20 protein-coding genes are annotated in these 22,790 nt (G+C 64.6%); 8 read left to right on the top strand and 12 right to left on the bottom strand.

Translation table 11 applies throughout. The features are described 5' to 3' along the window. Nucleotides 1-125: 125 nt before the first annotated feature. From adk to lpxK, 4 genes are all read right to left on the bottom strand, one after another. Complete coding sequence (adk, locus tag NCT05_RS13950; RefSeq protein WP_008342724.1) at nucleotides 126-791, bottom strand: adenylate kinase; 666 nt, start codon at nucleotides 789-791, stop codon at nucleotides 126-128. 296 nt (nucleotides 792-1,087) lie between these two features. Next, on the bottom strand, nucleotides 1,088-1,879 hold the full coding sequence (gene kdsB, locus NCT05_RS13945; RefSeq protein ID WP_250435114.1) for a 3-deoxy-manno-octulosonate cytidylyltransferase: 792 nt from the start codon (nucleotides 1,877-1,879) through the stop codon (nucleotides 1,088-1,090). 10 nt (nucleotides 1,880-1,889) lie between these two features. Beyond that, complete coding sequence (locus NCT05_RS13940) at nucleotides 1,890-2,096, bottom strand: Trm112 family protein (RefSeq protein WP_008342720.1); 207 nt, start codon at nucleotides 2,094-2,096, stop codon at nucleotides 1,890-1,892. Then, the gene (gene lpxK, locus NCT05_RS13935; RefSeq protein WP_250502588.1) at nucleotides 2,077-3,093 is read right to left on the bottom strand and encodes a tetraacyldisaccharide 4'-kinase; all 1,017 of its coding nucleotides are present in this window, start codon (nucleotides 3,091-3,093) and stop codon (nucleotides 2,077-2,079) included. Before lpxK ends, NCT05_RS13940 begins: the two co-directional genes overlap by 20 nt. A gap of 494 nt (nucleotides 3,094-3,587) precedes the next feature. Here lpxK and xseA point away from each other — a divergent pair, with 494 nt between their 5' ends. The 4 genes from xseA (at nucleotide 3,588) to NCT05_RS13915 (ending at nucleotide 7,326) form a co-directional block, all read left to right on the top strand. Beyond that, entirely contained in the window at nucleotides 3,588-4,955 is a 1,368-nt protein-coding gene (gene xseA / locus NCT05_RS13930; RefSeq protein ID WP_250502587.1) for an exodeoxyribonuclease VII large subunit, read from the top strand. A 209-nt stretch (nucleotides 4,956-5,164) separates the two neighbouring features. Next, nucleotides 5,165-5,746 (top strand): superoxide dismutase [Fe], encoded by a 582-nt coding sequence (sodB, locus tag NCT05_RS13925; RefSeq protein ID WP_008342714.1) that lies wholly within the window; start codon nucleotides 5,165-5,167, stop codon nucleotides 5,744-5,746. A 216-nt stretch (nucleotides 5,747-5,962) separates the two neighbouring features. Next, nucleotides 5,963-7,093, top strand: coding sequence for an acyltransferase family protein (locus NCT05_RS13920; RefSeq protein ID WP_250502586.1), 1,131 nt, complete (start codon nucleotides 5,963-5,965; stop codon nucleotides 7,091-7,093). A gap of 80 nt (nucleotides 7,094-7,173) precedes the next feature. Beyond that, on the top strand, nucleotides 7,174-7,326 hold the full coding sequence (locus tag NCT05_RS13915) for a hypothetical protein (RefSeq protein WP_033537310.1): 153 nt from the start codon (nucleotides 7,174-7,176) through the stop codon (nucleotides 7,324-7,326). A gap of 1 nt (nucleotide 7,327) precedes the next feature. Here the strand turns inward: NCT05_RS13915 and NCT05_RS13910 are convergent, their stop codons facing one another. From NCT05_RS13910 to NCT05_RS13895, 4 genes are all read right to left on the bottom strand, one after another. Then, nucleotides 7,328-8,599 (bottom strand): EAL domain-containing protein, encoded by a 1,272-nt coding sequence (locus tag NCT05_RS13910; RefSeq protein ID WP_008342708.1) that lies wholly within the window; start codon nucleotides 8,597-8,599, stop codon nucleotides 7,328-7,330. A 227-nt stretch (nucleotides 8,600-8,826) separates the two neighbouring features. Then, a complete protein-coding gene (mdtD, locus tag NCT05_RS13905; protein ID WP_241814291.1) occupies nucleotides 8,827-10,260 on the bottom strand; it encodes a multidrug transporter subunit MdtD in 1,434 nt (477 codons plus the stop codon). Nucleotides 10,261-10,268: 8 nt separating this feature from the next. Further along, nucleotides 10,269-11,015 carry a GntR family transcriptional regulator gene (locus tag NCT05_RS13900; RefSeq protein WP_008342704.1) on the bottom strand — a complete coding sequence of 249 codons (747 nt, stop codon included), beginning with the start codon at nucleotides 11,013-11,015 and terminating at the stop codon, nucleotides 10,269-10,271. Between the two features lie 226 nt (nucleotides 11,016-11,241). Next, entirely contained in the window at nucleotides 11,242-12,456 is a 1,215-nt protein-coding gene (locus NCT05_RS13895) for an MFS transporter (RefSeq protein ID WP_250502585.1), read from the bottom strand. A gap of 335 nt (nucleotides 12,457-12,791) precedes the next feature. On the opposite strand from NCT05_RS13895, the gene xdhA reads away from it, so the two are divergent. From xdhA to xdhC, 3 genes are read left to right on the top strand one after another with little or no spacing between them, the layout of a single operon-like run. Beyond that, nucleotides 12,792-14,315, top strand: a complete 1,524-nt coding sequence (xdhA, locus tag NCT05_RS13890; protein ID WP_250502584.1) for a xanthine dehydrogenase small subunit — start codon at nucleotides 12,792-12,794, stop codon at nucleotides 14,313-14,315. An 18-nt stretch (nucleotides 14,316-14,333) separates the two neighbouring features. Continuing rightward, nucleotides 14,334-16,697: a xanthine dehydrogenase molybdopterin binding subunit gene (xdhB, locus tag NCT05_RS13885; protein ID WP_250502583.1), complete on the top strand. Its 2,364-nt coding sequence runs from the start codon at nucleotides 14,334-14,336 to the stop codon at nucleotides 16,695-16,697. Continuing rightward, the gene (xdhC, locus tag NCT05_RS13880; RefSeq protein ID WP_034471606.1) at nucleotides 16,694-17,200 is read left to right on the top strand and encodes a xanthine dehydrogenase accessory protein XdhC; all 507 of its coding nucleotides are present in this window, start codon (nucleotides 16,694-16,696) and stop codon (nucleotides 17,198-17,200) included. Before xdhB ends, xdhC begins: the two co-directional genes overlap by 4 nt. Nucleotides 17,201-17,214: 14 nt before the next feature. Here xdhC and NCT05_RS13875 read toward each other — a convergent pair whose 3' ends face one another. The 4 genes from NCT05_RS13875 to NCT05_RS13860 form a co-directional block, all read right to left on the bottom strand. Next, nucleotides 17,215-18,135, bottom strand: a complete 921-nt coding sequence (locus NCT05_RS13875; RefSeq protein WP_250480654.1) for an AraC family transcriptional regulator — start codon at nucleotides 18,133-18,135, stop codon at nucleotides 17,215-17,217. A gap of 58 nt (nucleotides 18,136-18,193) precedes the next feature. After that, on the bottom strand, nucleotides 18,194-19,180 hold the full coding sequence (locus NCT05_RS13870) for a LysR family transcriptional regulator (RefSeq protein WP_250502582.1): 987 nt from the start codon (nucleotides 19,178-19,180) through the stop codon (nucleotides 18,194-18,196). A 133-nt stretch (nucleotides 19,181-19,313) separates the two neighbouring features. After that, nucleotides 19,314-19,973, bottom strand: a complete 660-nt coding sequence (locus NCT05_RS13865; RefSeq protein WP_008342696.1) for a 2-hydroxychromene-2-carboxylate isomerase — start codon at nucleotides 19,971-19,973, stop codon at nucleotides 19,314-19,316. 140 nt (nucleotides 19,974-20,113) lie between these two features. Further along, nucleotides 20,114-21,589 (bottom strand): TAXI family TRAP transporter solute-binding subunit, encoded by a 1,476-nt coding sequence (locus NCT05_RS13860; protein WP_250502581.1) that lies wholly within the window; start codon nucleotides 21,587-21,589, stop codon nucleotides 20,114-20,116. A 625-nt stretch (nucleotides 21,590-22,214) separates the two neighbouring features. Here NCT05_RS13860 and NCT05_RS13855 point away from each other — a divergent pair. Beyond that, entirely contained in the window at nucleotides 22,215-22,586 is a 372-nt protein-coding gene (locus tag NCT05_RS13855) for a BON domain-containing protein (RefSeq protein ID WP_008342692.1), read from the top strand. Nucleotides 22,587-22,790 lie beyond the last annotated feature (204 nt).

Here is a 22,790-nt window from a genome sequence, read left to right as displayed (position 1 = left end):
GGGAAACGCGTCGATTGTAGCGAAGCCGCATGCTGCAAATTCGCACGACGGTCATGCGATTTCACGGACACAAAAAACCCGCTCACAGGGAGCGGGTTTTCGTCGAACGCGAATCAGGCAGCGCGTTACTTGAGCGCGTCGAACACGCGCGTGCGGATTTCATCGACGGCGCCGAGGCCCGAAATCTTGCGATATTCCGGCGCCTTCAGTCCGTTCGGCGCTGCGCCGCTCTTCGCCCAGTCGTTGTAATACGCGATCAGCGGCTTGGTCTGCGCGACGTACACGTCGAGACGCTTCTTCACGGTCTCTTCCTTGTCGTCGTCGCGCTGGATCAACGGCTCGCCGGTGACGTCGTCGGTCATGTCGACCTTCGGCGGATTGAACTTGACGTGATACGTGCGGCCCGATGCCGCATGCACGCGACGACCGCTCATGCGCGTGATGATTTCGTCGAAGGGCACATCGATTTCGAGCACGTAGTCGATCGCCACGCCGGCGTCTTTCATGGCTTCGGCTTGCGGCAGCGTGCGGGGGAAGCCGTCGAAGAGATAGCCGTTCTTGCAGTCGTCGGCCTGCAGGCGTTCCTTCACGAGATTGATGATGAGCGAATCCGGCACCAGCTCGCCCGCATCCATGAAGCGCTTCGCCTCGACGCCGAGCGGCGAGCCTGCCTTGACGGCCGCGCGCAGCATGTCGCCGGTCGAAATCTGCGGAATGCCGAATTTCTCCTTGATGAAGTTTGCCTGGGTGCCCTTGCCCGCACCGGGTGCGCCCAACAGGATCAAACGCATGGTGATCTCTCCGAATCGTCTATAAACCGCTTCAAGCCGCGAGGCTGATTTGACATCCGGTGGCCAGGCTCGTGCGGCGTCGACGACAGGGCGCGCAGCCGAAAAGGAGACGGCGGGCACCTGCGGACAGCGGCGCAACGTTGAGCGTGGCGCTGACCGGAAGGCTCGCGCAATCGCTTGATTATGCCACGCCGCTTTACGATTGCGACCGTAATAACGCGGATAGAAAACGCCAGAAACCCCGCCGAATGGGCCATCCGGCGGGGTTTACACGGGTTGTCGAACAGAGATAGAGATCAGTCCGCTTCCGGGAAGAGCGCCTGAACGCGCGCGAGATCGGCGGGCGTGTCGACGCCGGGCGGCGGTGCGTCTTGCGTCACGCGCACCGCGATGCGTTCGCCGTGCCACAGCGCGCGCAGTTGTTCGAGCGCTTCGGCTTCTTCGATCGGCGCTTGCGCGAGGTTCGGGAAGTCGCGCAGGAATTTCGCGCGATAGGCGTAGAGGCCGATATGCCGCAGCACGTTCTTCGGCACGGACGGCAGTGCCCCAAGCGCGGCGACGTCCGGCCAGTGCGGTTGCCAGAGATCGCGCGTCCACGGAATCGGCGCGCGCGAGAAGTAGAGCGCGCGGCTCTGCGCATCGAGCACGGCCTTCACGACGTTCGGATTGAACACGTCGGCGGGATCGTGAATCGGATGCGCGGCCGTCGCGATCGCGCATTCGGGATGCGCCGCGAGGTGATCGGCGACATCGCGCACGAGCTGCGGATCGATGAGCGGCTCGTCGCCCTGAACGTTGACGACGATGGCTTCGTCGGCCCAGTTCAGACGCGTCGCGACCTCGGCGAGCCGATCCGTGCCTGTGGGATGATCCGAGCGCGTCAACATGACTTCGACGCCGTGATCGCGCGCGGCCTCGACCACGCGGTCGGAGTCGGTCGCGACGAGCACTTGCGAAGCGCCCGATTCGCGCGCGCGCTCGGCGACGCGCACGACCATCGGCTTGCCGCCGATATCGGCGAGCGGCTTGTTCGGCAGGCGCGTGGAAGCGAGGCGCGCGGGAATGACCGCGATGAACGGAACGGACATTTCAGCGTGCTCAGGCGTCGCCGACGGGTTTGAGCGGCTCGACGGGCGTGCCCTCGACGGTCTGACGCGCTTCGTCGACGAGCATCACGGGAATGCCGTCGCGGATCGGATAGGCGAGTTTGTCCGCGCTGCAGACGAGTTCCTGCGCGGCGCGATCGTAACTGAGCGGGCCTTTGCAAATCGGGCAAACGAGGATTTCAAGCAGACGTGCGTCCACGGAGTTTCTCCACAACAAGAGCGATGAGGCGCGGCCGCAGCACGGCTTGCACCGGAACGACCCAGATGCGTGCATCGCGCCAGGCGCCCAATTTTACTGCATCCTTTTCGGTGATCAGGATGGCATCGGCGTCGACGCCGGCGAACGGATTCTCGCGATACGCGTAGTGATCGGGAAACGCGCGCGTCGCCGGCGCGATGCCCGCCGCGCGCAGCGTCGCGAAGAAGCGTTCCGGCGAGCCGATGCCCGCCGCCGCGACCACTTTCTCGCCGGCGAACTGATTGAGCGGGCGGCGCTGATGCGGATCGTCGAGCAGCCACGCGTCGCCGGATTCGAGTTCGAGCGCAAACGTGTTCGGCCACGGCGGCAGCGTGCGCTCGTAGGGACTGTTGATGAGCGTCGCGTCGCGGCGGCGCGACATCGGCTCGCGCAACGGACCCGCGGGGAGCAGAAAGCCGTTGCCGCCGAGACGGTCGTCGAACACGACGAGCTCGAACGCGCGCGCGAGGCGATAGTGCTGCAGGCCGTCGTCGGAAACGAGGACATCGACGTTCGGATGCGCTTCGAGCAGCGCCTTCGCCGCCGCGACGCGGTCCGGGCAGACGAACACCGGCGCGTGCGTGCGCCGCGCGATCAACAGCGGTTCGTCGCCGACCTGCTCGGCGGCGGAGCTTGCCGTGACGCTCGTCGGCTTGGCGATCTTCGCGCCGTAACCGCGCGAGATCACGCCGGGCTGGAATCCGGCGGCGCGCAACGCCTCGACGAGCGCGATGACGGTCGGCGTCTTGCCCGTTCCGCCGACGGTCACGTTGCCCACGACGACCACCGGCGCGCCCACTTCGACGCGCTTCATCCAGCCAAAGTCGTAGAAGGCGCGCCGCGTGGCAGCGATCGCGCCGAAGATGCACGCGAAAGGCGTCAGCGCCCACGCGACGGGGCCGCGCCGGCGCCATTCGCGGGCGAGGAAGTTTTCGAGCGGCGGTTTGAAATCAGACATGGACCGCCTTCGCGATGAACGCTGGCGGGCGGCAAGTCGGGTACGGCATGGCGTGCAACGGCAGCTCCTTGGATGACGGTCGGCGTTGGACGATGCCCGGCTTCTCGCGGCCCGGGACGAGCAGGTTTCGGCCGCGCCAGCCGGTGCTGGAACCCGGCACTCTAGCGCGCGCGGGGCGTGGGCGCCAGTCAGGAGCGCGGGAGAAAGGGCGACGCCATCCGCTCCGCACGCCTGTGGATAACTCTGTGAAGAACTTCCAGCCGACACACCGCGATCGCGCGTCAGGAAAGAGTTGCTCCGGGGCTGACAGTATCCATAAAAATTTAACCTCGAAAAATCAACGGCTTGAAACGAACTCACCAGCCTCTGGCGATGCCGCTCCGAACGCGGCGGTAAGTCTTTCTGTGTGGACACTTGTTACACTTGCGTACCTCGTTCAGCGGCGTTTGTCCATCGCGCACAGCGCCGCGCCTGAAGATTTTTCTCGTCCAGCCATGATTCCCGATTCACTGCAGTCGCAAAGCGGCGATGCCGTCATCCCCGTTTCCGCGCTCAATCGCGCGATCAGTTCGATGCTCGAACGGTCATTTCCGCTCGTATGGGTATCGGGCGAGGTGTCGAATTTCACGCGCGCGGCGAGCGGCCATTGGTACTTCTCGATCAAGGACGCGAATGCGCAAATGCGCTGCGTGATGTTCCGCGGCCGCGCGCAATACGCCGAGTTCACGCCGCGCGAGGGCGACAAAATCGAAGTGCGCGCGCTCGTCACGATGTACGAGCCGCGCGGCGAACTGCAGCTCAACGTGGAAGCGGTGCGGCGCACGGGGCAGGGCCGGCTCTACGAAGCGTTTCTGCGGCTGAAGGCGCAGCTCGAAAGCGAAGGGCTCTTCGCGGCCGAGCGAAAGCGCGCGTTGCCTTCGCATCCGCGCGGCATCGGGATCGTGACGTCGTTGCAGGCGGCCGCATTGCGCGATGTCCTCACGACGCTCGCGCGCCGCGCGCCGCATGTGCCGATCGTCGTGTATCCGGCGCCGGTGCAGGGCGCGGGCGTTGGCGCGAAGCTGGCGGCGATGGTCGAAGCCGCGAACGCGCGCCGCGAGGTCGATGTGCTGATCGTGTGCCGCGGCGGCGGCTCGATCGAGGATCTCTGGGCGTTCAACGAGGAAGTGCTCGCACGCGCGATCGCGGCGAGCGCGGTGCCGGTGGTGAGCGGCGTCGGGCATGAGACGGATTTCACCATCGCCGATTTCGCCGCCGACGTGCGCGCGCCGACGCCGACCGCCGCCGCCGAGCTCGTCAGTCCGCAGCGCGTGCTGCTGTTGCGCGAGCTCGATCATCGACATGCGGCGCTCGCGCGCGGCTTCGGCCGGATGATGGAGCGCCGCGCGCAGCAACTCGACTGGCTCGCGCGCCGGCTCGTGAGCCCCGCGGAACGGCTGGCGCGGCAGCGCGGGCATCTGCGGCAACTTGCAAGCCGGCTCGCCGCGGCGGGCGCGCGGCCCGTGCGCGATGCGCGCGCGCACTTCGCGCTGGTGCACTACCGCTGGCAGCGCAGACGTCCGAATGTGGCCGCCGAGCACGAGCATCTGTTGCGGCTCGCGCAGCGTATCGGCAGCGCGCATGAGCGGCGCGCTGCCCGTGAGAAAGCGTGCGTTTCGGAACTGGCGGCGCGCTTGCAGGTGCTGAGCCCGCAGCGCACACTCGAACGCGGTTATGCCGCATTGATCGACGCGCAGACGGGCCGCGCCGTGCGTGCACCGAACGCATTGAAACCCAAGCGGCCGCTCACAGTGCATCTCGCGGAAGGATCGGCGGATGTGCTGCTCGCCGATGTCCAGGCGCGTCTGTCGGACGAATTCTGAGCCCGGCGCGGCGCGCGGAATCGGCGTACATTTGACGTGCCTGACGAGGCTCCTCAGAGCACTTTTTACGCCGCGTGAGGCGATTGGAAAGCAATCTTGCTCATAAAGAGCACACGGTTTGCTGGGTTATCCCAACTCGCCTACAATCCAGTGCTCCACTGCTGGACGCCACACAATCCCACAATCCACATAGAAAGGAAGCTCGCATCATGGAACATACGCTCCCGCCGCTGCCGTTCGACAAGAACGCGCTCGCTCCGCACATGTCGGAAGAAACGCTCGAGTATCACTATGGCAAGCACCACCAGACCTATGTGACGAACCTGAACAAGCTGATCCCCGGCACCGAGTTCGAAAACCTGCCGCTGGAAGAAATCGTCAAGAAGTCGTCGGGCGGCGTGTTCAACAACTCGGCGCAAGTATGGAATCACACGTTCTTCTGGAACAGCCTGTCCCCGAACGGCGGCGGCGCTCCTACCGGCGCGCTGGCTGACGCGATCAACGCAAAGTACGGTTCCTACGACAAGTTCAAGGAAGAATTCGCCAAGGTCGCGACCGGCACGTTCGGCTCGGGCTGGACGTGGCTCGTGAAGAAGACCGACGGCACCGTCGATATCGTGTCGACGAGCAACGCCGCCACGCCGCTCACGACGGACGCGAAGGCGCTCCTGACCATCGACGTGTGGGAGCACGCGTATTACATCGACTATCGCAATGCGCGTCCGAAGTTCATCGAGGCTTACTGGAATATCGTGAACTGGGATTTCGCGTCGAAGAATTTCGGTGCGTAAGTAAGCGCGCGTGAAACCGATTGCGGCATTCCGAAATGAATTCCGAATGCCGCAATCAAAATGAAAGCCCTCGCGAGAGGGCTTTTTTCGTTGAAGCGTCCGGCGTGAGCTATTTTTGGGGAACGTCGAAGTCTCACTTGGTCTAACGGGATTCTGGTCGCCCAATCGGCTTCCGATTTCCATGTTGGCTTTGCCAACACAGACGCGAGCTGAATAATGACGACACGCTATCATCAACTGGATTCGCTGCGCGGCATTGCCGCTTTGACAGTCGTATTCAGTCACTATTCACAGATCACGCTTACGCATTGGCTGCAGCATGTTCCATGGCGCGCAATCGCCGAAGGGCATTCCGCCGTGATCCTGTTCTTTGCGCTGAGCGGTTTCGCCTTGGCCATGCAGATTACCGGCGACAGCAGACCGGGCTTCGCCGAGTTCATCGTGAAGCGCGTGTGCCGCATTTACATCCCCTATCTGATCGCGGTTCTGGCCGCTTATACCGCGTATTGCTTGCTCTACCGCTCGAATCTCTCCTGGACCGGCGAATGGGTCAATCAGGCATGGCACGCGGGCATCGATCGGCATGATTTGCTGGATCACCTCTACTTTGTGATTCCATTCAGCAACAGCACGCTCGATCCGGTGCTCTGGTCGCTCGTCTACGAGATGCGTATCTCGTTGATCTTCCCGATTCTCGTCGTCGTGGTATTTGCCACGCCCGTCTGGTTTTCCGTAGCACTAAGCATGTGTTTCTCTCTCGCTGCATTCGGCTATTACCATCATTTGCAGCGGACCCTCCTGGACGCGAGCATTCAGGGCGAATGGATGCCGACCATCCATTACATGTCGATGTTCGTCCTGGGCGCGTTGATTGCGCGATATCGCGAAGCCATTTCGTCGAAACTCGGCGCCTATTCCCCGCGAACGCTTTTCGGCGCATTGCTGATTTGTCTCGCCCTTTACGTCCTCGTCGGTTCGATCACTCGCCATTCGATATCTAACGACGTGCTGCGCAGTTTCGCCGACGACTGGATCATTCTTCCAGCCGTGACCGGCATTCTCGTTCTGGCGATTGCGCTCAGGCCGTTCGCCGCGTTTCTGACCGCGCGGCCATTGATTTTCCTCGGCGAGATTTCATTCAGCCTGTATCTGCTGCATTGCATCGTGTTGCTGGGCGTGCTGCATTATTTTGGCGAAACCTATCAAGGCATGTCGTTGATCATTGCCGCCGTGCTGATTCTTCCCGTCAGCATCGCGGGATATTACGCGGTCGAAAAGCCGTCTATTCGACTGGGACGATATCTGACGCGCGGAAAGCAGCGGAGCAGAGTGACGCAGCGTGCGTGACGATAAGCCGTCGCTGCGCGCATCGAAGCGCGAGCCTAAAATGTCGGCTCGCCGCAATCGATTGGAATCGCATCGCCATCATGAAACGCTTCGCAGGCCTGTGCCTCGCGGCTTGGTCGGCCGCCGCATTGCTCTACTTCGGCCGCCATTCCGCCGCGCTCATCGTGCTCTCAGGCGTGCTCGTGCTTGCCGGCTTCGATCTGCTCCGTCCGGAATCCGAAAACAGCGCGTAGCCTACCGCTGCTTCGCGCCTTCCCAGTTGATATCGACGCACAGCACCTGTAAGCCGTAAGGCGTCTGCGCGGCGATCGACGCCGTCACGCAAAGGTGCGCCTCGTTGATCGACAGATACGGCGCTGTCAGATGCATGCGCCCCGGCGCGCGCAGAGCCTCGATGAAGTACGGCCGGCGCTCCCAGCTCGCGCCCTCCGAATGCAGCAGCGGACTGAAGCGCTTCGCGCGCTGCGATGTACGCACGATCGGCACGACGTTGTCGCCGATCTGCCGCCCGGCCTGATCGAGCAGGAAGCAGCGCGCGGTGTCGGCGAGTTGCAGCAGTTCGCTCGTCGCAGCCGTGAGCGTCTCGCCTTCCATCAGCTTGACCGACGCGCGCTCCAGCCCGCTTACATACGGCTCGAGGCGCGCGACTTGCGCCCGTTCGCGGCCCGCGACGCGTTCGCGCGATGCTGCCGACAACGCATCCATCACGCCAGCGGCGACTTCGCTGTGCACCGCCTCGACGCTCGGCTGCGCGAAGTACGCGCCCTGCACGAAATCGACATTGCATTCCAGCGCGATGAGCGCGTCGCGTTCGGTCGCGAGGCCGCCCATCAAGACGAGCTGGCCGGACTCATGGAGCAGCGAGACGAGGCGCGGCAGCACGCGCTCGATATGCGAATGCTCGGTCGCCTGCTGAAGGATGCAGCGGTCGAGCGTCACGATATCCGGCCGCAGATGCCACACGCGATCGATGTTCGAATGCTTCACGCCGAAGCCGTCGAGCGCGATCAGAAAGCCCGACTTGCGCAGCGAATCGATGATTTCAGCGAAACGCGTCGTCTCGCCGCCCGCCTGCTCGGGCACTTCGAGCACGACGCGCTGCGGCGACAGACCGATGTCCTTCAGCGACGCGAGCAGCGCATCGCCGTAGCTCGTGTCCATCAGCGCGGCGGGGTGCAGGCTCAGGAAGAGCCATTCGTCGTGGCTGTCGAAGGCATTGAAGTTGCCCAGATGCAGCGATTCCGCGAGCCGGCCGAGTTCGAGCAGATCGCCGCGCCGCGCGGCCTGCGTGAATACTTCGTGCGACGGCACGTGACGATGTGAATCGTCGCGCGCGCGCAAGGACGCGTGATAGCCGATCGCGCGCCGGTGCGACACCGAAAACACGGGCTGGAACACGCTGAAAACGGTGTACTCGCCGTACAACACGGTGCGACGCGATCCATCGTCACCGGCGACGGGGCGCGGCGGCTGGAAGCGGGGAGGGTCGAGATCAACCATGCTCATGGTGTCGGGGCGCAGGGCAAGTAACTTTATCGAGATAGTTTACCGGATCGGCACCCGACCGTTCGAGCAAAAAGCGTGCAAATTCAATATCCAAGCGGCGCTCGCCGGGTATCGCGCGCTTCGTTGCGCCTATTCGTGTGCGGATTGAAGCTCGCATGCCGCAGACGCGGGAGCGCGCGCCGTCCAAACGTGCGTGCGGGCACCGGCGCGGTGCGTCGTCCGCGTTCTTAGTTCGATTCGGACGGGTCGGGCTTTCTCGCGGCCGCGCGCACTTCCGGCGCGAGCTGTCCGAAGATCCAAGCCGTCGCGGCCGTGATGATGCCGACGCACAGGAACGTCGCGTGGAAGGCGGGCAGCGAGTTCGTCTCCGTGACCTGCGGCAGCAGTCCTGTAAACGTCGACAGGATCGCGCCCGCGACGGTCACGCCGAGGCTCATCGACAGCATTTGCACGAGCGAGAACAGGCTGTTGCCGCTGCTCGCGCCGCCGGTGCCGAGGTCCTTCAGCGTGAGCGTGTTCATCGCGGTGAACTGCATCGAATTGAAGGCGCCGAAGATCGCGAGCTGCACGAGCCGCAGCCAGAGCGGCTGATGCGCGCTCACGAGCGCGAAGCTCGCCATCATCAGCCCGACGAGCACCGTGTTCACGACCAGCACGCGCCGATAACCGTGCTTTTCGATGAGCCGCGTGACGACGCGCTTGGACGCCATGCCCGCGGCCGCGACGGGCAGCATCATCATGCCGGCCTGAAACGGCGTGTAGCCGAGGCTCACTTGCAGCAGGAGCGGGATCAGATAAGGCATCGCGCCGCTGCCGATACGCGCGAAGAGATTGCCCAGCAAGCCGACGCTGAAGGTGTGGATCTTGAAGAGATCGAGGGAAAAGATCGGCTGGGCGGCGCGCGTCGCGTGCAGACCGTAAGCGACGAAGCAGCCGAACGAGAGCACGAGCAGCACGATCACGATCGCGTGCGCGAGGCCGAGATCGGCGAGTCCGTCGAGCGAAATCGTGAGCGCGACCATGCCGATCGCGAGCAGCAGGTAGCCCGCCAGATCGAAGCGCGCGGTCGCCGGATTGCGGCTGTCGGGCATGTACAGGTTCGTCGCGATGCAGCCGATCACGCCGACCGGCACGTTGATCAGAAAAATCCAGTGCCATGACGCGATCTGCACGAGCCAGCCGCCGAGCGTCGGGCCGATGAGCGGGCCGATCAGCCCCGGAATCGCGACGAACGCGAGCGCGGAAAGATAGCGCTCCGCCGGGAACACGCGCAGCACGGCGAGGCGTCCGACCGGCAAGAGCATCGCGCCGCCGACGCCCTGCACGACGCGATACGCGACGAGCGCCGTCAGCGATTGCGCGTTCGCGCAGAGCAGCGAGCCGATCGTGAACACGAGGATCGCGCTGAAGAACACGCGCTTCGTGCCGAGCTTGTCGGCGAGCCAGCCGGAGACGGGGATCATCATCGCCATCGTCAGCGAGTAGGCGATCACGACGCCCTGCATGCGCAGCGGCGCCTCGCCCAGACTTCGCGCCATCGCGGGGAGCGCGGTGTTGACGATCGTCGAGTCGAGCGTCTGCATGAAGAAGCCCGTGGCGACGAGCCACAGCATGATGGAGAGCGATCGGTCGGACGTCTGGGCTGTGGGCGTGTCGGTCATTGGGCGGGTTACTTTCGCAGCTCGGCGACGAAGTCGTAGTAGTCGTTGCGGCAGTAGGTATCGGTGAGCTCGATGGCGCGCTGATCGGCCGTGTAGCCGACGCGCGTGATGAGCAGCAGCGCGTCGTGTGGCGCGATGCCCATCTGCTCGGCAATCTCCGGGCTCGCGTTCACGGCGCGGAAATGCTGAAGCGCGCGCACGATCGAAAGCCCGCGTGCATCGAGATAGCTGTAGAGCGAATCGCCGATGGTCTGCGGATCGGGAATGCACGACGCCGGAAAGGTGGAATTCTCGACGGCCATGACGATGTCATCGGCGAGACGCAGGCGCTTCAGGCGCGTGACGGTCGCGGCGGGCGAGAGGCCGAGCTGGATGACTTCCTCGCGATTGGCCGGCTCGATGCTGCGCGAGAGCCATTTGGAACTCGGTTTGAAGCCGCGGCGCCGGAGCATTTCGGAGAAGCTTGACAGACGCGAGAGCGGGTCTTCGTAGCGCGGCGTGATGAAGCTGCCCGCGCCTTGTTCGCGGCGGATGAGCCCTTGTTCGACGAGCAGCGCGATTGCCTTGCGCGAGGTGATCCGCGAGACGCCGAGCGCTTCCGACAACACGCGCTCGGAGGGCAGCGCTTCGCCTGCGTTCCAGCGATTGTCGTGGATAGCGTTGGCGAGCTTGCGGGCGAGTTGAAGGTAGAGCGGAGTGTCGCTGTCCGGGTCCGGGCGCAAATCGCGCCAGCGGTCTTCCGAGGTCGGGTTCATAAAGCGGACGCTAATGGGCCAAGCGGGGATTTTAAGACAAACGCTGAAGGTGGTCGCTCCGTGTTTCGCTTTGAGGCGGGTTTTGGTTGCTTGGCCTTTTTCTCGTCGGATCCCGTTTTGTTGGTGGTCCATTAGCGTTGCCCCGCACAGGGGGAGTGCCGATCGACCGACACGAAAACGGGATCCGGCAAAACGCGCCCGACGCGACGCTATGAAAGCACTGAGCTCAAGCCGTAGCCGCCCCACCCACCCCCCGTCCACCGCGCATATAAAGCGCCACCGACAACGCCACCGCCGCCGCCGCCGCCAGCGCGGCAAACAGAAACACCGACCCGTACCCCAGCTCCCCCGCGATATACCCAGCCAGCGGCCCAGTCAACCCGAGCGACAGATCGAGAAACACCGAATACGCCGACAAAGCCGCGCCCCGGCTGGCCGGCGGCACGAGCCCGACCGCCTCGACGCCGAGCGCCGGAAACACGAGCGCGAATCCGAAGCCGGTCAGCGCCGCGCCCGCGAGCGCGAAAGTCGGCTCGGCGGCGAGCCACAGCATCAGCAGACCCGCGCATTCGAACGCAAACGACACGATCGCCACGCGAAACCCGCCATACGCCTTGATCGTGTTGGCGAACAGAAGCCGCGCGCCGATGAACATCGTGCCGAACACCGTAAGCGAAAGCGCCGCATTCGGCCAGTTGTGCGCGGCATAGTAAAGCGTGATGAACGTCGCGATGGAGCCGAATCCCGCCGATCCGAGCGCGAGTCCCAGTCCATGCGGCAACACGCGGAAGAACACGCTCCGATACGACATGCGCTCGCCGTGCACGATCGGCACGCTCGCCATGCGCGTCGCGAGCCAGTAGCCGAAGCCGCCGAGCGCGATCACGATCAGCCCGAGCGACGCGAATCCCAGCGAATGATCGATCGCGACGCCGAGCGGCGCGCCGATCGCGAGCGCGCCGTAAGTGGCGATGCCGTTCCACGAAATCACCTTCGCGTTGTTGTTCACGCCGACGCGCCCGATGCCCCAGGTAATCGATCCCGTCCCGACCCAGCTCTCGCCGAAGCCGAGCACGAGCCGCGCGATCACCAGCAGCACGAGACTCACCGCGTGCCACTGCGCGGCGAGCGCCGAGGCGAGCAGCAGCACGCCGCTTGCCGCGCACGCCGCGAGACCGTAGAGCACGGTTTTCTTGGGGCCGAGCGTATCGGCGGTGCGGCCCGCCAGCGGCCGCGACAGCAGCGTCGCGAAGTACTGGACGCTGATCGCCGCGCCCGCCATCACCGAGCCGTAGCCGAGATCGGTGTGCACGAAGCCCGGCAGCACCGCGAGCGGAATGCCGATCGTCAGGTAGCAAAGGAACGTGTACAGCACGACGGGCAGAATCCGCAGAGTGACGGCGAAGTCGCTTTGCGGCTTGATGCGGGACTCGGTGGACATAGGGAAATTGCGGGGTTGAATTCGGCGCGAAGGCGTGATTGTCCCATATGTTGCGGCGCAACGTCGCAGTCGTTTTGTAACCAGCTAGGACAAATCGCCTGTCCGAGTCATCGGGCGCCGCCGAGGGAACCCTTGCTGCATAAGGCTCGCAGCACATATCGGACGAAGAATATGTCGTTCATGCAATGCCGCCTATGGGTTATCGATTTTGGCGGTGATAGCTTTTGAACCATCGAAGCGACAGGACTAATCTGAAAAGGTCCGAAATCGCGAATGCCACCGGCTGCGCATCCCGCGCAACCAGCGAAAAAGCATCGAAGAGCCCCGAGACATCCATGACTGAGCCGATCCGCTTCTATCACCGCAACGCGATCCAGGAAGTGAGCGGCGCGTCGACGACGCGCACCGTCCTGCAATATCTGCGCGAAGACGCGCGCTGCACCGGCACCAAGGAAGGCTGCGCGGAAGGCGACTGCGGCGCGTGCACGGTCGTCATCGGCGAGCCGGACGGCGCGGGCGGCGTCGCGTTCAAGGCCGTCAACGCGTGCGTGCAGTTTCTGCCGACGCTCGACGGCCGCGCGCTCTTCACCGTCGAAGAGCTGCGCCAGCCGGACGGCACGCTGCATCCGGTGCAGCAGGCGCTCGTCGATTGTCACGGCTCGCAATGCGGCTTCTGCACGCCCGGCTTCGCGATGTCGATGTTCGCGCTCTACGAAAAGCACGGTCATGCGACGACCGGCTGCCCGGGAACGTGCGAGAAGACGAAGCCCTCGCGCCAGGAGATCAGCGATGCGCTGACGGGCAATCTGTGCCGCTGCACGGGTTATCGGCCGATCATCGACGCTGCCGAGCAGATGTTCGACCGCGCGCCGCTCGCGCCCGTCAACGTGCCGGCGCTCGCGCGCACGCTCGAAAGCCTGAAGCGCGACGACACGTTCCACTACGAGCACGCCGGCCGCCAGTTCGACGCGCCGCGCACGACCGAAGCGCTCGCCGCGATCAAGGACAAAAACCCGAACGTGCGGATTCTCGCGGGCAGCACGGACGTCGGTTTGTGGGTGACGAAGCAGTTGCGCGATCTGGGCGATATCGTCTATGTCGGGCAGATCGACTCGTTCAAGCACGTCGAGACGACGGACGAATGGATCGAGATCGGCGCGGGCGTGTCGGTCGAGCGCGCGTACGACGAACTCGTGAAGCTCTATCCCGAACTCGAAGAGACGCGTCTGCGTTTCGCGTCGCTGCCCATCCGCAACGCCGGCACGCTCGGCGGCAACGTCGCGAACGGCTCGCCGATCGGCGATTCGATGCCCGGCCTCATCGCGCTGAATGCGCGCGTCGTCCTGCAAAGCGTCGATGGTCTGCGCGAGATGCCGCTCGAGGATCTGTACATCGCGTATCAGAAGAAGGACATGCGCGAGAACGAGTTCGTCGCCGCGATCCGCGTGCCGACGCGCACGGGCAAGCGCGCGAACCTTAAGTTCCGCGCGTACAAGCTGTCGAAGCGTTTCGACTCCGATATTTCCGCCGTCTACGCCGCGTTCAGTTTCATCGCCGATGGCGACACGATCCGCGAGCCGCGCCTCGCCTACGGCGGCATGGCCGCGACGCCGAAGCGCGCGGAACACGCCGAAGCCATTCTCAACGATGCGCTTTGGCACGAAGCCACCGCGCAGGCCGCGATGATCGCGCTTTCCAAGGATTACCAGCCGCTCACCGACATGCGCGCGAGCAGCGACTATCGCCTCGACACCGCAAAGAGCCTGCTGTATCGCTTCTGGCTGGAGACGCGCCCGCACGATCCGCTGGACAAATCGAAGCTGGATGTGCGCGCAATCGAACTCGTCGAAGCGAAGTAAGCGAAGGAGCAAAAAAACATGAATCAGCAAGCAGAAGCATTCATCGCCGACGCTCAGTCGCTCGCGAACGAAATCGACGCTTTCAAGCAGGTCCACGTATCGCGTCCGCATGAGTCGGCGCATCTGCACGTGAGCGGGCGCGCGAGCTATACCGACGACATTCCGCTCGTCGCGGGCACGCTGCACGCCGCGCTCGGCACGAGCCCGAAGGCGCACGCGAACATCGTGTCGATGAACTTCGACGCCGTGCGCGCGACGCCGGGCGTGGTCGCCGTATTCACCGCCGAGGACATTCCCGGCGTGAACGATTGCGGCCCGATCATCCACGACGATCCGGTGCTGGCTCAGGGCATCGTGCAGTTCGTCGGCCAGCCGATGTTCATCGTCGTCGCGACGTCGCACGATACCGCGCGCTTGGCGGCGCGTCGCGCGACCATCGAATTCGAAGACCTCGTGCCGATTCTCACGCCCGAAGACGCGCGCAAAGCGGAATCGTACGTGCTCAATCCGCTGAAGCTCTCGCGCGGCGACGCCGAAAGCCGCATGTCGAAAGCCGCGCATCACGAGCGCGGCACGATGAAGCTCGGCGGCCAGGAACAGTTCTATCTCGAAGGCCAGATCGCCTATGCCGTGCCGAAGGAGGACGACGGCATGCACGTCTACTGCTCGACGCAGCATCCGACGGAAATGCAGCATCTCGTCGCGCACGTGCTGAATGTGCATTCGCATAACGTGCTGGTCGAATGCCGTCGCATGGGCGGCGGATTCGGCGGCAAGGAATCGCAGTCGGGCATTTTCGCGTGCTGCGCGGCGCTCGCCGCATGGAAGTTGCTGTGCCCGGTCAAGCTGCGTCCGGACCGCGACGACGACATGATGATCACCGGCAAGCGTCACGACTTCGTGTACGACTTCGAAGTCGGCTACGACGACGACGGCAAGATCGAAGGCGTGTCCGTCGACATGACGTCGCGCTGCGGTTTCTCCGCGGATTTGTCGGGCCCGGTGATGACGCGCGCCGTCTGCCATTTCGACAACGCGTACTGGCTCTCGGACGTGAAGATCGCAGGCTATTGCGGCAAGACCAACACGCAGTCGAACACCGCGTTTCGCGGCTTTGGCGGGCCGCAGGGCGCGTTCGCGATCGAATACATTCTGGATAACGTCGCGCGTGCGGTCGGGAAGGATTCGCTCGACGTGCGCCGCGTGAATCTCTACGGCAAGACGGAAAACAACAAGACGCCTTACGGCCAGACGGTCGAGGACAACGTCATCCACGAACTGATCGCCGAACTCGAAGAGACGAGCGAGTATCGCAAGCGCCGCGCGGCCATCGACGAATTCAACGCGAACAACGCAATCCTGAAGAAGGGCCTCGCGCTGACGCCGGTGAAGTTCGGCATCGCGTTCAACGTGACGCACTTCAACCAGGCGGGTGCGCTGGTTCACATCTACACCGACGGCTCGATGCTCGTGAATCACGGCGGCACCGAAATGGGCCAGGGCCTGAACACGAAGGTCGCGCAAGTGGTTGCGCACGAACTCGGCGTGAACTTCGAGCGCGTGCGCGTGACGGCGACGGATACGAGCAAGGTCGCGAATACATCGGCGACGGCGGCATCGACCGGCACCGATCTCAACGGCAAGGCCGCGCAGGACGCCGCGCGCCAGTTGCGCGAGCGGCTCGCGAAGTTCGCGGCGGAGAAGTTCGGCGGCGGCACCGTCACGCCGGCGCAAGTGCGCTTCGCGAACGACCGCGTGATCGTCGGCGACGATGCCATCCCGTTCGGCGAAGTCGTCCAGAAGGCATATCTCGCGCGCGTGCAGTTGTGGTCCGACGGGTTCTACGCGACGCCCAAGCTCCACTGGGATGCAGCGACGATGCAAGGCCGTCCGTTCTACTACTACTCGTATGGCGCGGCAGTGTCGGAAGTGGTGATCGACACGCTCACCGGCGAAATGCGCGTGCTGCGCGCGGATGCGTTGCATGACGTGGGCGCGTCGCTGAATCCGGCGCTCGACAAGGGCCAGGTGGAAGGCGCGTTCGTGCAGGGCATGGGCTGGCTGACGACGGAAGAGCTGTGGTGGGACGACAACGGCAAGCTGATGACGCACGCGCCGTCGACCTACAAGATTCCGACGACCAACGACATGCCCGCCGATTTCCGCGTCGATCTCTTCAAGAATCGCAACGTGGAGGACAGCATCCATCGTTCGAAGGCCGTCGGCGAACCGCCGTTGCTGCTGCCGTTCTCGGTGTTCTTCGCGATCCGCGATGCCGTTTCCGCTGTCGGCGATCACAAGATCAATCCGCCGCTCAACGCGCCCGCGACGGCCGAAGAAATCCTGAAGGCGGTGAATGCGGTGAGGAGCGCGCGCTCATGATGCACGTCGTCCTGTTCGGCGCGGGCCACGTCGGCCACGCGCTCGTGAAGGTGCTCGGCACGTTGCCGTGCGTCGTGCAATGGGTCGATGCGCGCGACGAACTTTTCCCCGACGAAGTGCCGGCGAACGTGCAGATCGAAGCGACGGATCTGCCCGACGCGATCGTCGACGAAGCGCCGCCGGGCGCGTACTTCATCGTGATGACGCACGATCATTCGCTCGACTTTTCGCTGACGCAACGCATCATGCGGCGCGACGACTTCGCTTACTTCGGGCTGATCGGCTCGAAGACGAAGCGCGTCAAGTTCGAGCGGCGATTGATGGAGCGTGGTGTGGCGGCGGACCGGCTGCCGGAGATCACGTGTCCGATCGGCGTGGAAGGGATCGTCGACAAGGCGCCGTGGTCGATCGGGCTCGCCGTTGCCGCGCAACTGCTGCGCGTGCGGGAGATGACGGCGAGGTTCGGAACGCCGGCGGTGAACGCAGCGCATCTTTCCGCCTGAGCCACAAGGACGCTTCAAGCGATGCCGTTGGTCTGTCTGAAGCGTCCCGGCGCGACGCCATAAAGCTCCTTGAACCGCTTCGAAAACGCCGCTTCCGACTGATACCCCACATCGGCCGCGACATCCGCGATGCTCTTTTTCGTATGCGTGAGCATCGTGCTGGCGAGCTGCATCCGCACGTGACTCAGCAACGCGAGCGGCGAGCTGTCCGAATGCGCCGAGAACGCGCGCATGAACGTGGCGCGCGACATCGCCGCTTCCTTGGCGAGCATCTCCAGCGTCCACGGTTCGGCGGGGCGCTCGAGCATCGCGATGATCGATGCGCCCAGCCGCCGGTTCGCCAGCAAGCCGAGCACGCCCGCCAATGACGGCTGTCCGTCGAGCCACGCGCGCAGCACCATCGTGAAGAGCGCGGTCGATAGCGCCGTGACGATCGACGGCGCGCCCAGTTGCGCATCTTCCGCTTCGCGGCGCATCGTCTGGACGAGCGGCGCGAGATAGGAAGCCGACGCGTTCGAGAACGATACGTGCACGACATCCGGCAGGACGTCGATCAGAAGCGCGCGCGGCGCGTAGAGAAAGCGCCCGCACAGCAAGTCCACGCCCGGCGGCTGCCCGCCGCAATTGCTTCTTACCGTGACCGCGCCGTTGTCGCGCGCTTCCATCTCGACTTTGGACGAGCCGCCTTCGCGCGCCTTGATGCTCAGCACATGCGCGTCTCCGCGCGGCAGAAAGAAGATGTCGCCCGCCGTCAGTTCGAGCGGCGCGTGACCTTTGCGCACGACGGTGCACGCGCCGTCGAGCACGACGTGATACACCGCTTCGCCGGCGGGCGCGGGCGCGTGATCCAGTTCCAGCGGGCCGCGCAGCAGGCAGCGCAGATCGAGCGCGCCGGCAAGGCTCGCAAGCTGAATCAGTTTGTCGAGAGCATCCATGTGAGCGGGCGGGCAGAAGGTGTCGTTCGGATAGTACCGAAGTCCCGCCGCGCGTGCGTTACTTCGCGGCTTCGCCCAGTTCGGCGGTTTCATCGCCCGATGCCGCCGCCGCGACTTGCTTCCTGCCCGTGAGCGAGTCGGAAACGGTCGACATCAGCGTGCGCAGCCAGGCGATGTCCGTCGGCTGATCGGGCTGCGGCACCGAAAGCTGGTAGCACTTGATGCGCGGAAACGGCACCGGCGAGTCGAGCACGGCGAGCGGCAGCATCGCCGCATAGTGCTGCGCGAAGCGGCGCGGCGCGGTGAAGATGAGGTCCGACTGCAACAGCACCTGCGGCACGAGGCCGAAGTACGGAATTGTCGTGACGATGCGCCTTTCGATGCCCGCGCGCGCGAGCCCGATGTCGATCGGATGACGCCGGCCGCCGCTATACGGCGTCGGCGCGAGGTGCGCGGCGAGCGCGTAGCGTTCCGCCGTCAGCGGTTCGCGCGCGAGTGGATGATCCGCACGCATCAGGCAGACGAATACGTCGCTGAAAAGATCCTGGCGTTCGAAGCGCGGCTCGGGCTTCGTCCAGTTCGCGACCATCAGATCGATTTCGCGTTCGTCAAGCATGCGCTCGTGATCGCGCATCGGATTCAGCGACTCGATCTCCAGACGCGCATTGGGCGCGGCGTCGCGAAAAGCGGCGACGAGCGTCGGCATGAAGAAATCGTTCAGATAATCAGGCGCGGCCACGCGGAACGTGCGGCGCGAGCTTCGCGGGTCGAAATCCCCGTGCGGCGTCGCGACGAATTCCACTTCGCGCAATGCGCGTTGCGCGGGCGCGAGCAGCGATTCGCCGTATTCGGTCGGCACCATGCCCTGTTTGCCGCGCACGAGAATCGGGTCGTTCAGGATCTCGCGCAGACGGCGCAGCGCGGTGCTGATCGCCGGTTGCGTCTGGTTCAGCCGCTGCGCGGTCTGCGTCACGCTGCGCTCCAGCAGCAAGGTGCGCAGCACGCGGATGAGCCAGATGTCGAGTGAGTCGGCGGGATCGTTCATGGCAAGCAAGTGAATTCAGGACGCGCGGGCGCGAACTCGCGAGCCCTAAAGCCGAAGTAAACCGCTTATCCAATTTTGACGCCATAGCAGGCGCGCTATGCACGGCATAGGCGCGTCCGCCATCCGGCCGCCGTCAGCTGAAATCGGCGTCTTTCGGCGCGATCGGCAGCGCGCTGATGCGCTTCACTTCCGCGCCGTCGAGCCAGTTCGGCGAGCGCGCGACGTAGAGCACCATCGGCAGCGTGTCTTCGCCCCAGAAGATCTGGTCGTTGACGAGGAAAGTCGGCACGCCGAACACGCCCATCGCTACGGCGCGGTCGTTGTTGTCGCGCAGCTTCGCCTTGACGTCCTCATCCTCGATGCGCGTCACGGCCTCCGGCATGCCGACGTGCTCGCACAACGCCTTGAAGCCTTCCGGCGTCGCGGGATCGCGCCCTTCGCGCCAGATGTAGCGGAAGATTTCGCGCACGCGGGCGATGTCGCCGTCGGCGAGCACGGCAAGACGCAGCGCCTTGCTCGTATCGAACGGATGGGCGGGCGGCATCTTGAACGGAATGCCGAGCTGCTCCGCGCGAAACAGCGCGTGCCGGTAGGTGAAGACGCGCTTGGACGGAATCGTCGCGGCGTGCGGCTGGCCCCAGCGGTCGAGCAGCTTCATCAACTGGACGGGCACGAGCTCGAACGGCATGTCGGGCCACTTCTCATGCTGCTCCAGCAGCAAGTACGAAAACGGCGATATGAAGTCGAAGAAAAAGTACGGATGACCGGTGCTGGTCGAATGCGGGGCACTCATGTTCCCTTCTCCCTGAGATTCCGTGGCTTTGCTCGCGCGGCGGCGCGCTCTGAGCCGCATCTGTTCGTTTTTTGTCGTGTCCTGCATGACGGATGCAGCGCGCGGCGTCGCATCCTTTTTTAACGTTTCTCCAACAGATATTACGTGCTGCCTTGCTCCGTGTCTGCTTGGCGAACGACACCGGCCGCATGCTGTTGCGCCATGTCGCGCGCGCGGGTTTGGTCAGCCGGGGCGACCGGCGCGTGCGCGAGACGCTCCCGCACGAAACCGATGTGCTCGCGCAGCACGTAGAACTGATCGGCGAACGCGAGCGGCATCTTCATGCGATTGACGGCCGTTTCGATCGCGTCGATGCGGTCGAGCAGGGCGTCGCGCTGCGCGGTGTCGGGGCCGCTGATCGCTTCCCGCTCTATCGCAATCAGCGCGCCATACCAGCGGTAGATGCGCGATTTCACGCGCCATCGATACAGCCCCGGCACGAGCCGCAAGCCCGGAATCAGCACGACGATCAGCGGCACCAGCACGACCAGCACGCGATCCGCGAGACTCGCGACCCAGAACGGCAGCGAACGGTACAGAAAGCTCTTGCCCGATTTGTAATAGCGCTCGGCGTTGTCGCTGATGCGGAATTCGTGCACGAGCGGCGCGGGGAATTCGTTCGCCCGCTGCAGCAGATTCGCGCGCCCGTGCACCTCGCGCGCGGCTTCGATCAGCAGATCGGAGAGCGCCGGATGCAGGCTGTCGCGCGCGACCAGTTCGGCGGTCGGCGCGATCATGTGGACCGCGCGCGGCGGCAGGTTGCGGGCGAAATCGAAGGCGCCCATCGGCAAGTCGATTTCCGTCAGATACGGAAAGCGGCGCGCGTAGGCGTCGGCCTGGGCGAAATCCATGAAGCGGATGCCGGACGTGCGCAGGAGCTTCGCCATCGTCGGCGGCTGCGCGGAGTCGCCGGTCAGAAAGGCTGCGTCGATCTGGCCGTCTTCGAGCGCTTTCGCGGCTTCGTCGCCGGCGAGCGGCAGCAGTTCCGTGTCGCCGCCCGGCTCGATGCCGTTCGCCTTCAGCAGATTCAGCGCGAGCACGCGCGTGCCGCTGCCTTCCGCGCCGATCGCGAGCCGCTTGCCCTTCAGCTCCGACAATCGGCTGACGACCGTCGCGCCGCGATAGAACACCGCGAGCGGCACGTAGGACACGCTGCCGAGCGATTCCAGATTGTCGTGCGTCGCGCCCGGCTTGGTCAGGCCGCCCTGCACGAAGCCGACGTCGACGTTCGATTTCGGGTCTTCGAGGCGCGTCAGGTTATCGAGCGAGCCTTGCGTCTCGAGGATGTTCAGCGTCACGCGGTTGCGCGCGAGGATCGTCTTGTATTTCTGCGCGCTCGACCAGAACGAGCTGCCTTTCGGGCCGGCGGCGATGGTCAGCGTGCTCGGCGGCGCGGGCTGGATCAGCCGCACGGCGGCATACAGGGCAGCCGCGCACACGAGCAGGATCGGGCCGAAGGTGAGCGCGAGATCGCGCCATGAGATCGCGACGAAGCGCGCGCCGATTCTCGGCAGGGGCTTGCGTTTGGGCGGGACGTCCGGATCGTGGCCCGGATTGTTTCCTGAAGGGTGGGTCATCTGGTCGGTAATCTTGAAACTTCGTGCGTGCGAGCTTACCCGATCGCGATGCGTCCACCTCTGCCCGAACGTGTTCGACGAGGCGCGCGAGCGGCGCGTCCGGACGGCCGGCATGGCGTCGATGGTACATGAGATCGCGCGTCGCCCGGATGACCGCGGGCCCGGCGCGCCGTGTGACAGGCGTGTGTAGAAAGCGCCCGCGCTGTTGCTTGCGAACGGCGTCGCATATGGCCGCATTGTTAAATGCTTTGCGCTAATGGCCGCGCTGGGCTAAATTGACGTTCGCCGCCGCACGACAAGGCTCCTCGCGCGCCGCAGCCCGGAATGTGGGTTCGCGGACCGCCAAGCAGGCGCCATGCGGCAGGTCATATTCGAGCCGGCGGGCGTCATCGCCCGAAAAAACCGGCCGTGATTTGTTTCGATCGCCAGTCTCTCGCAGCACCGTGAGCCGCATCCGCCGGCTTGCCGCCGCTATTCCCGCGTCAGTTTTAGGCGCCGGGCGCGCGGTCACGGTCAGCCGCTCGATGTCGTTGCCCAGCCGCTGGGAATGCGGCCCGCTTTTGAAGTGCAAAACGAGCGAAGTAGCAACTGTGCGAAGTCAACAAGCGAAACAAAAGGAGAAATCATGAAAGCAGTCGATCTGTTGAAGGCGCTGGGCGTGGTGGTGTGCGTGGCCGTGGCATCGAGCGCCTATGCGCAATCGAGCGACGCGGCGGCCACGAGCACCGACTCGGCAGCGGCGGCCAAGGCTCAGAAATCCGCGACCAAGAAAACCGATCGCAAGCTCGGCTACGACGTGCGCCGCGCGCTGTCGAAGGCGCAGGGCTTCGACGTGTCGAACGTGTTTGTGCGCGCGCGCAGCGGCGCGGTCACGCTGACCGGCACGGTGCCGGAAGGTGGCCAGATCGCTCAGGCCGAAGAAGTCGCGAAGGGCGTGCCGGGCGTGAAGTCGGTTTCCAACAAGCTCACGCTCGGCGTTCAAGGCGGCGGGCAATAATACGCGTCACAGGCAGTGGGCGGCATCTCGTGATGCCGCAAGCTTCGCTCGTCTGGCGGGCGTTTGAACGGGCTCCGGCGTCGCCGCCGGGGCCCGTTGTCGTTTGGCGCTTTTGCGTTCGGCGCGCGTGAAATCGGCTGTAACTGGCGTTCGATCGGCGCGATACTCGCATTGTCGATCGCTGAAAATCGCATCACTCAATCG

The organism is Caballeronia sp. AZ7_KS35 (genome assembly GCF_023631045.1).
Classification (GTDB): domain Bacteria; phylum Pseudomonadota; class Gammaproteobacteria; order Burkholderiales; family Burkholderiaceae; genus Caballeronia; species Caballeronia zhejiangensis.
Note: the sequence above shows the minus strand (reverse complement) of the source record. Positions and strands in the feature narration are given on the sequence as shown.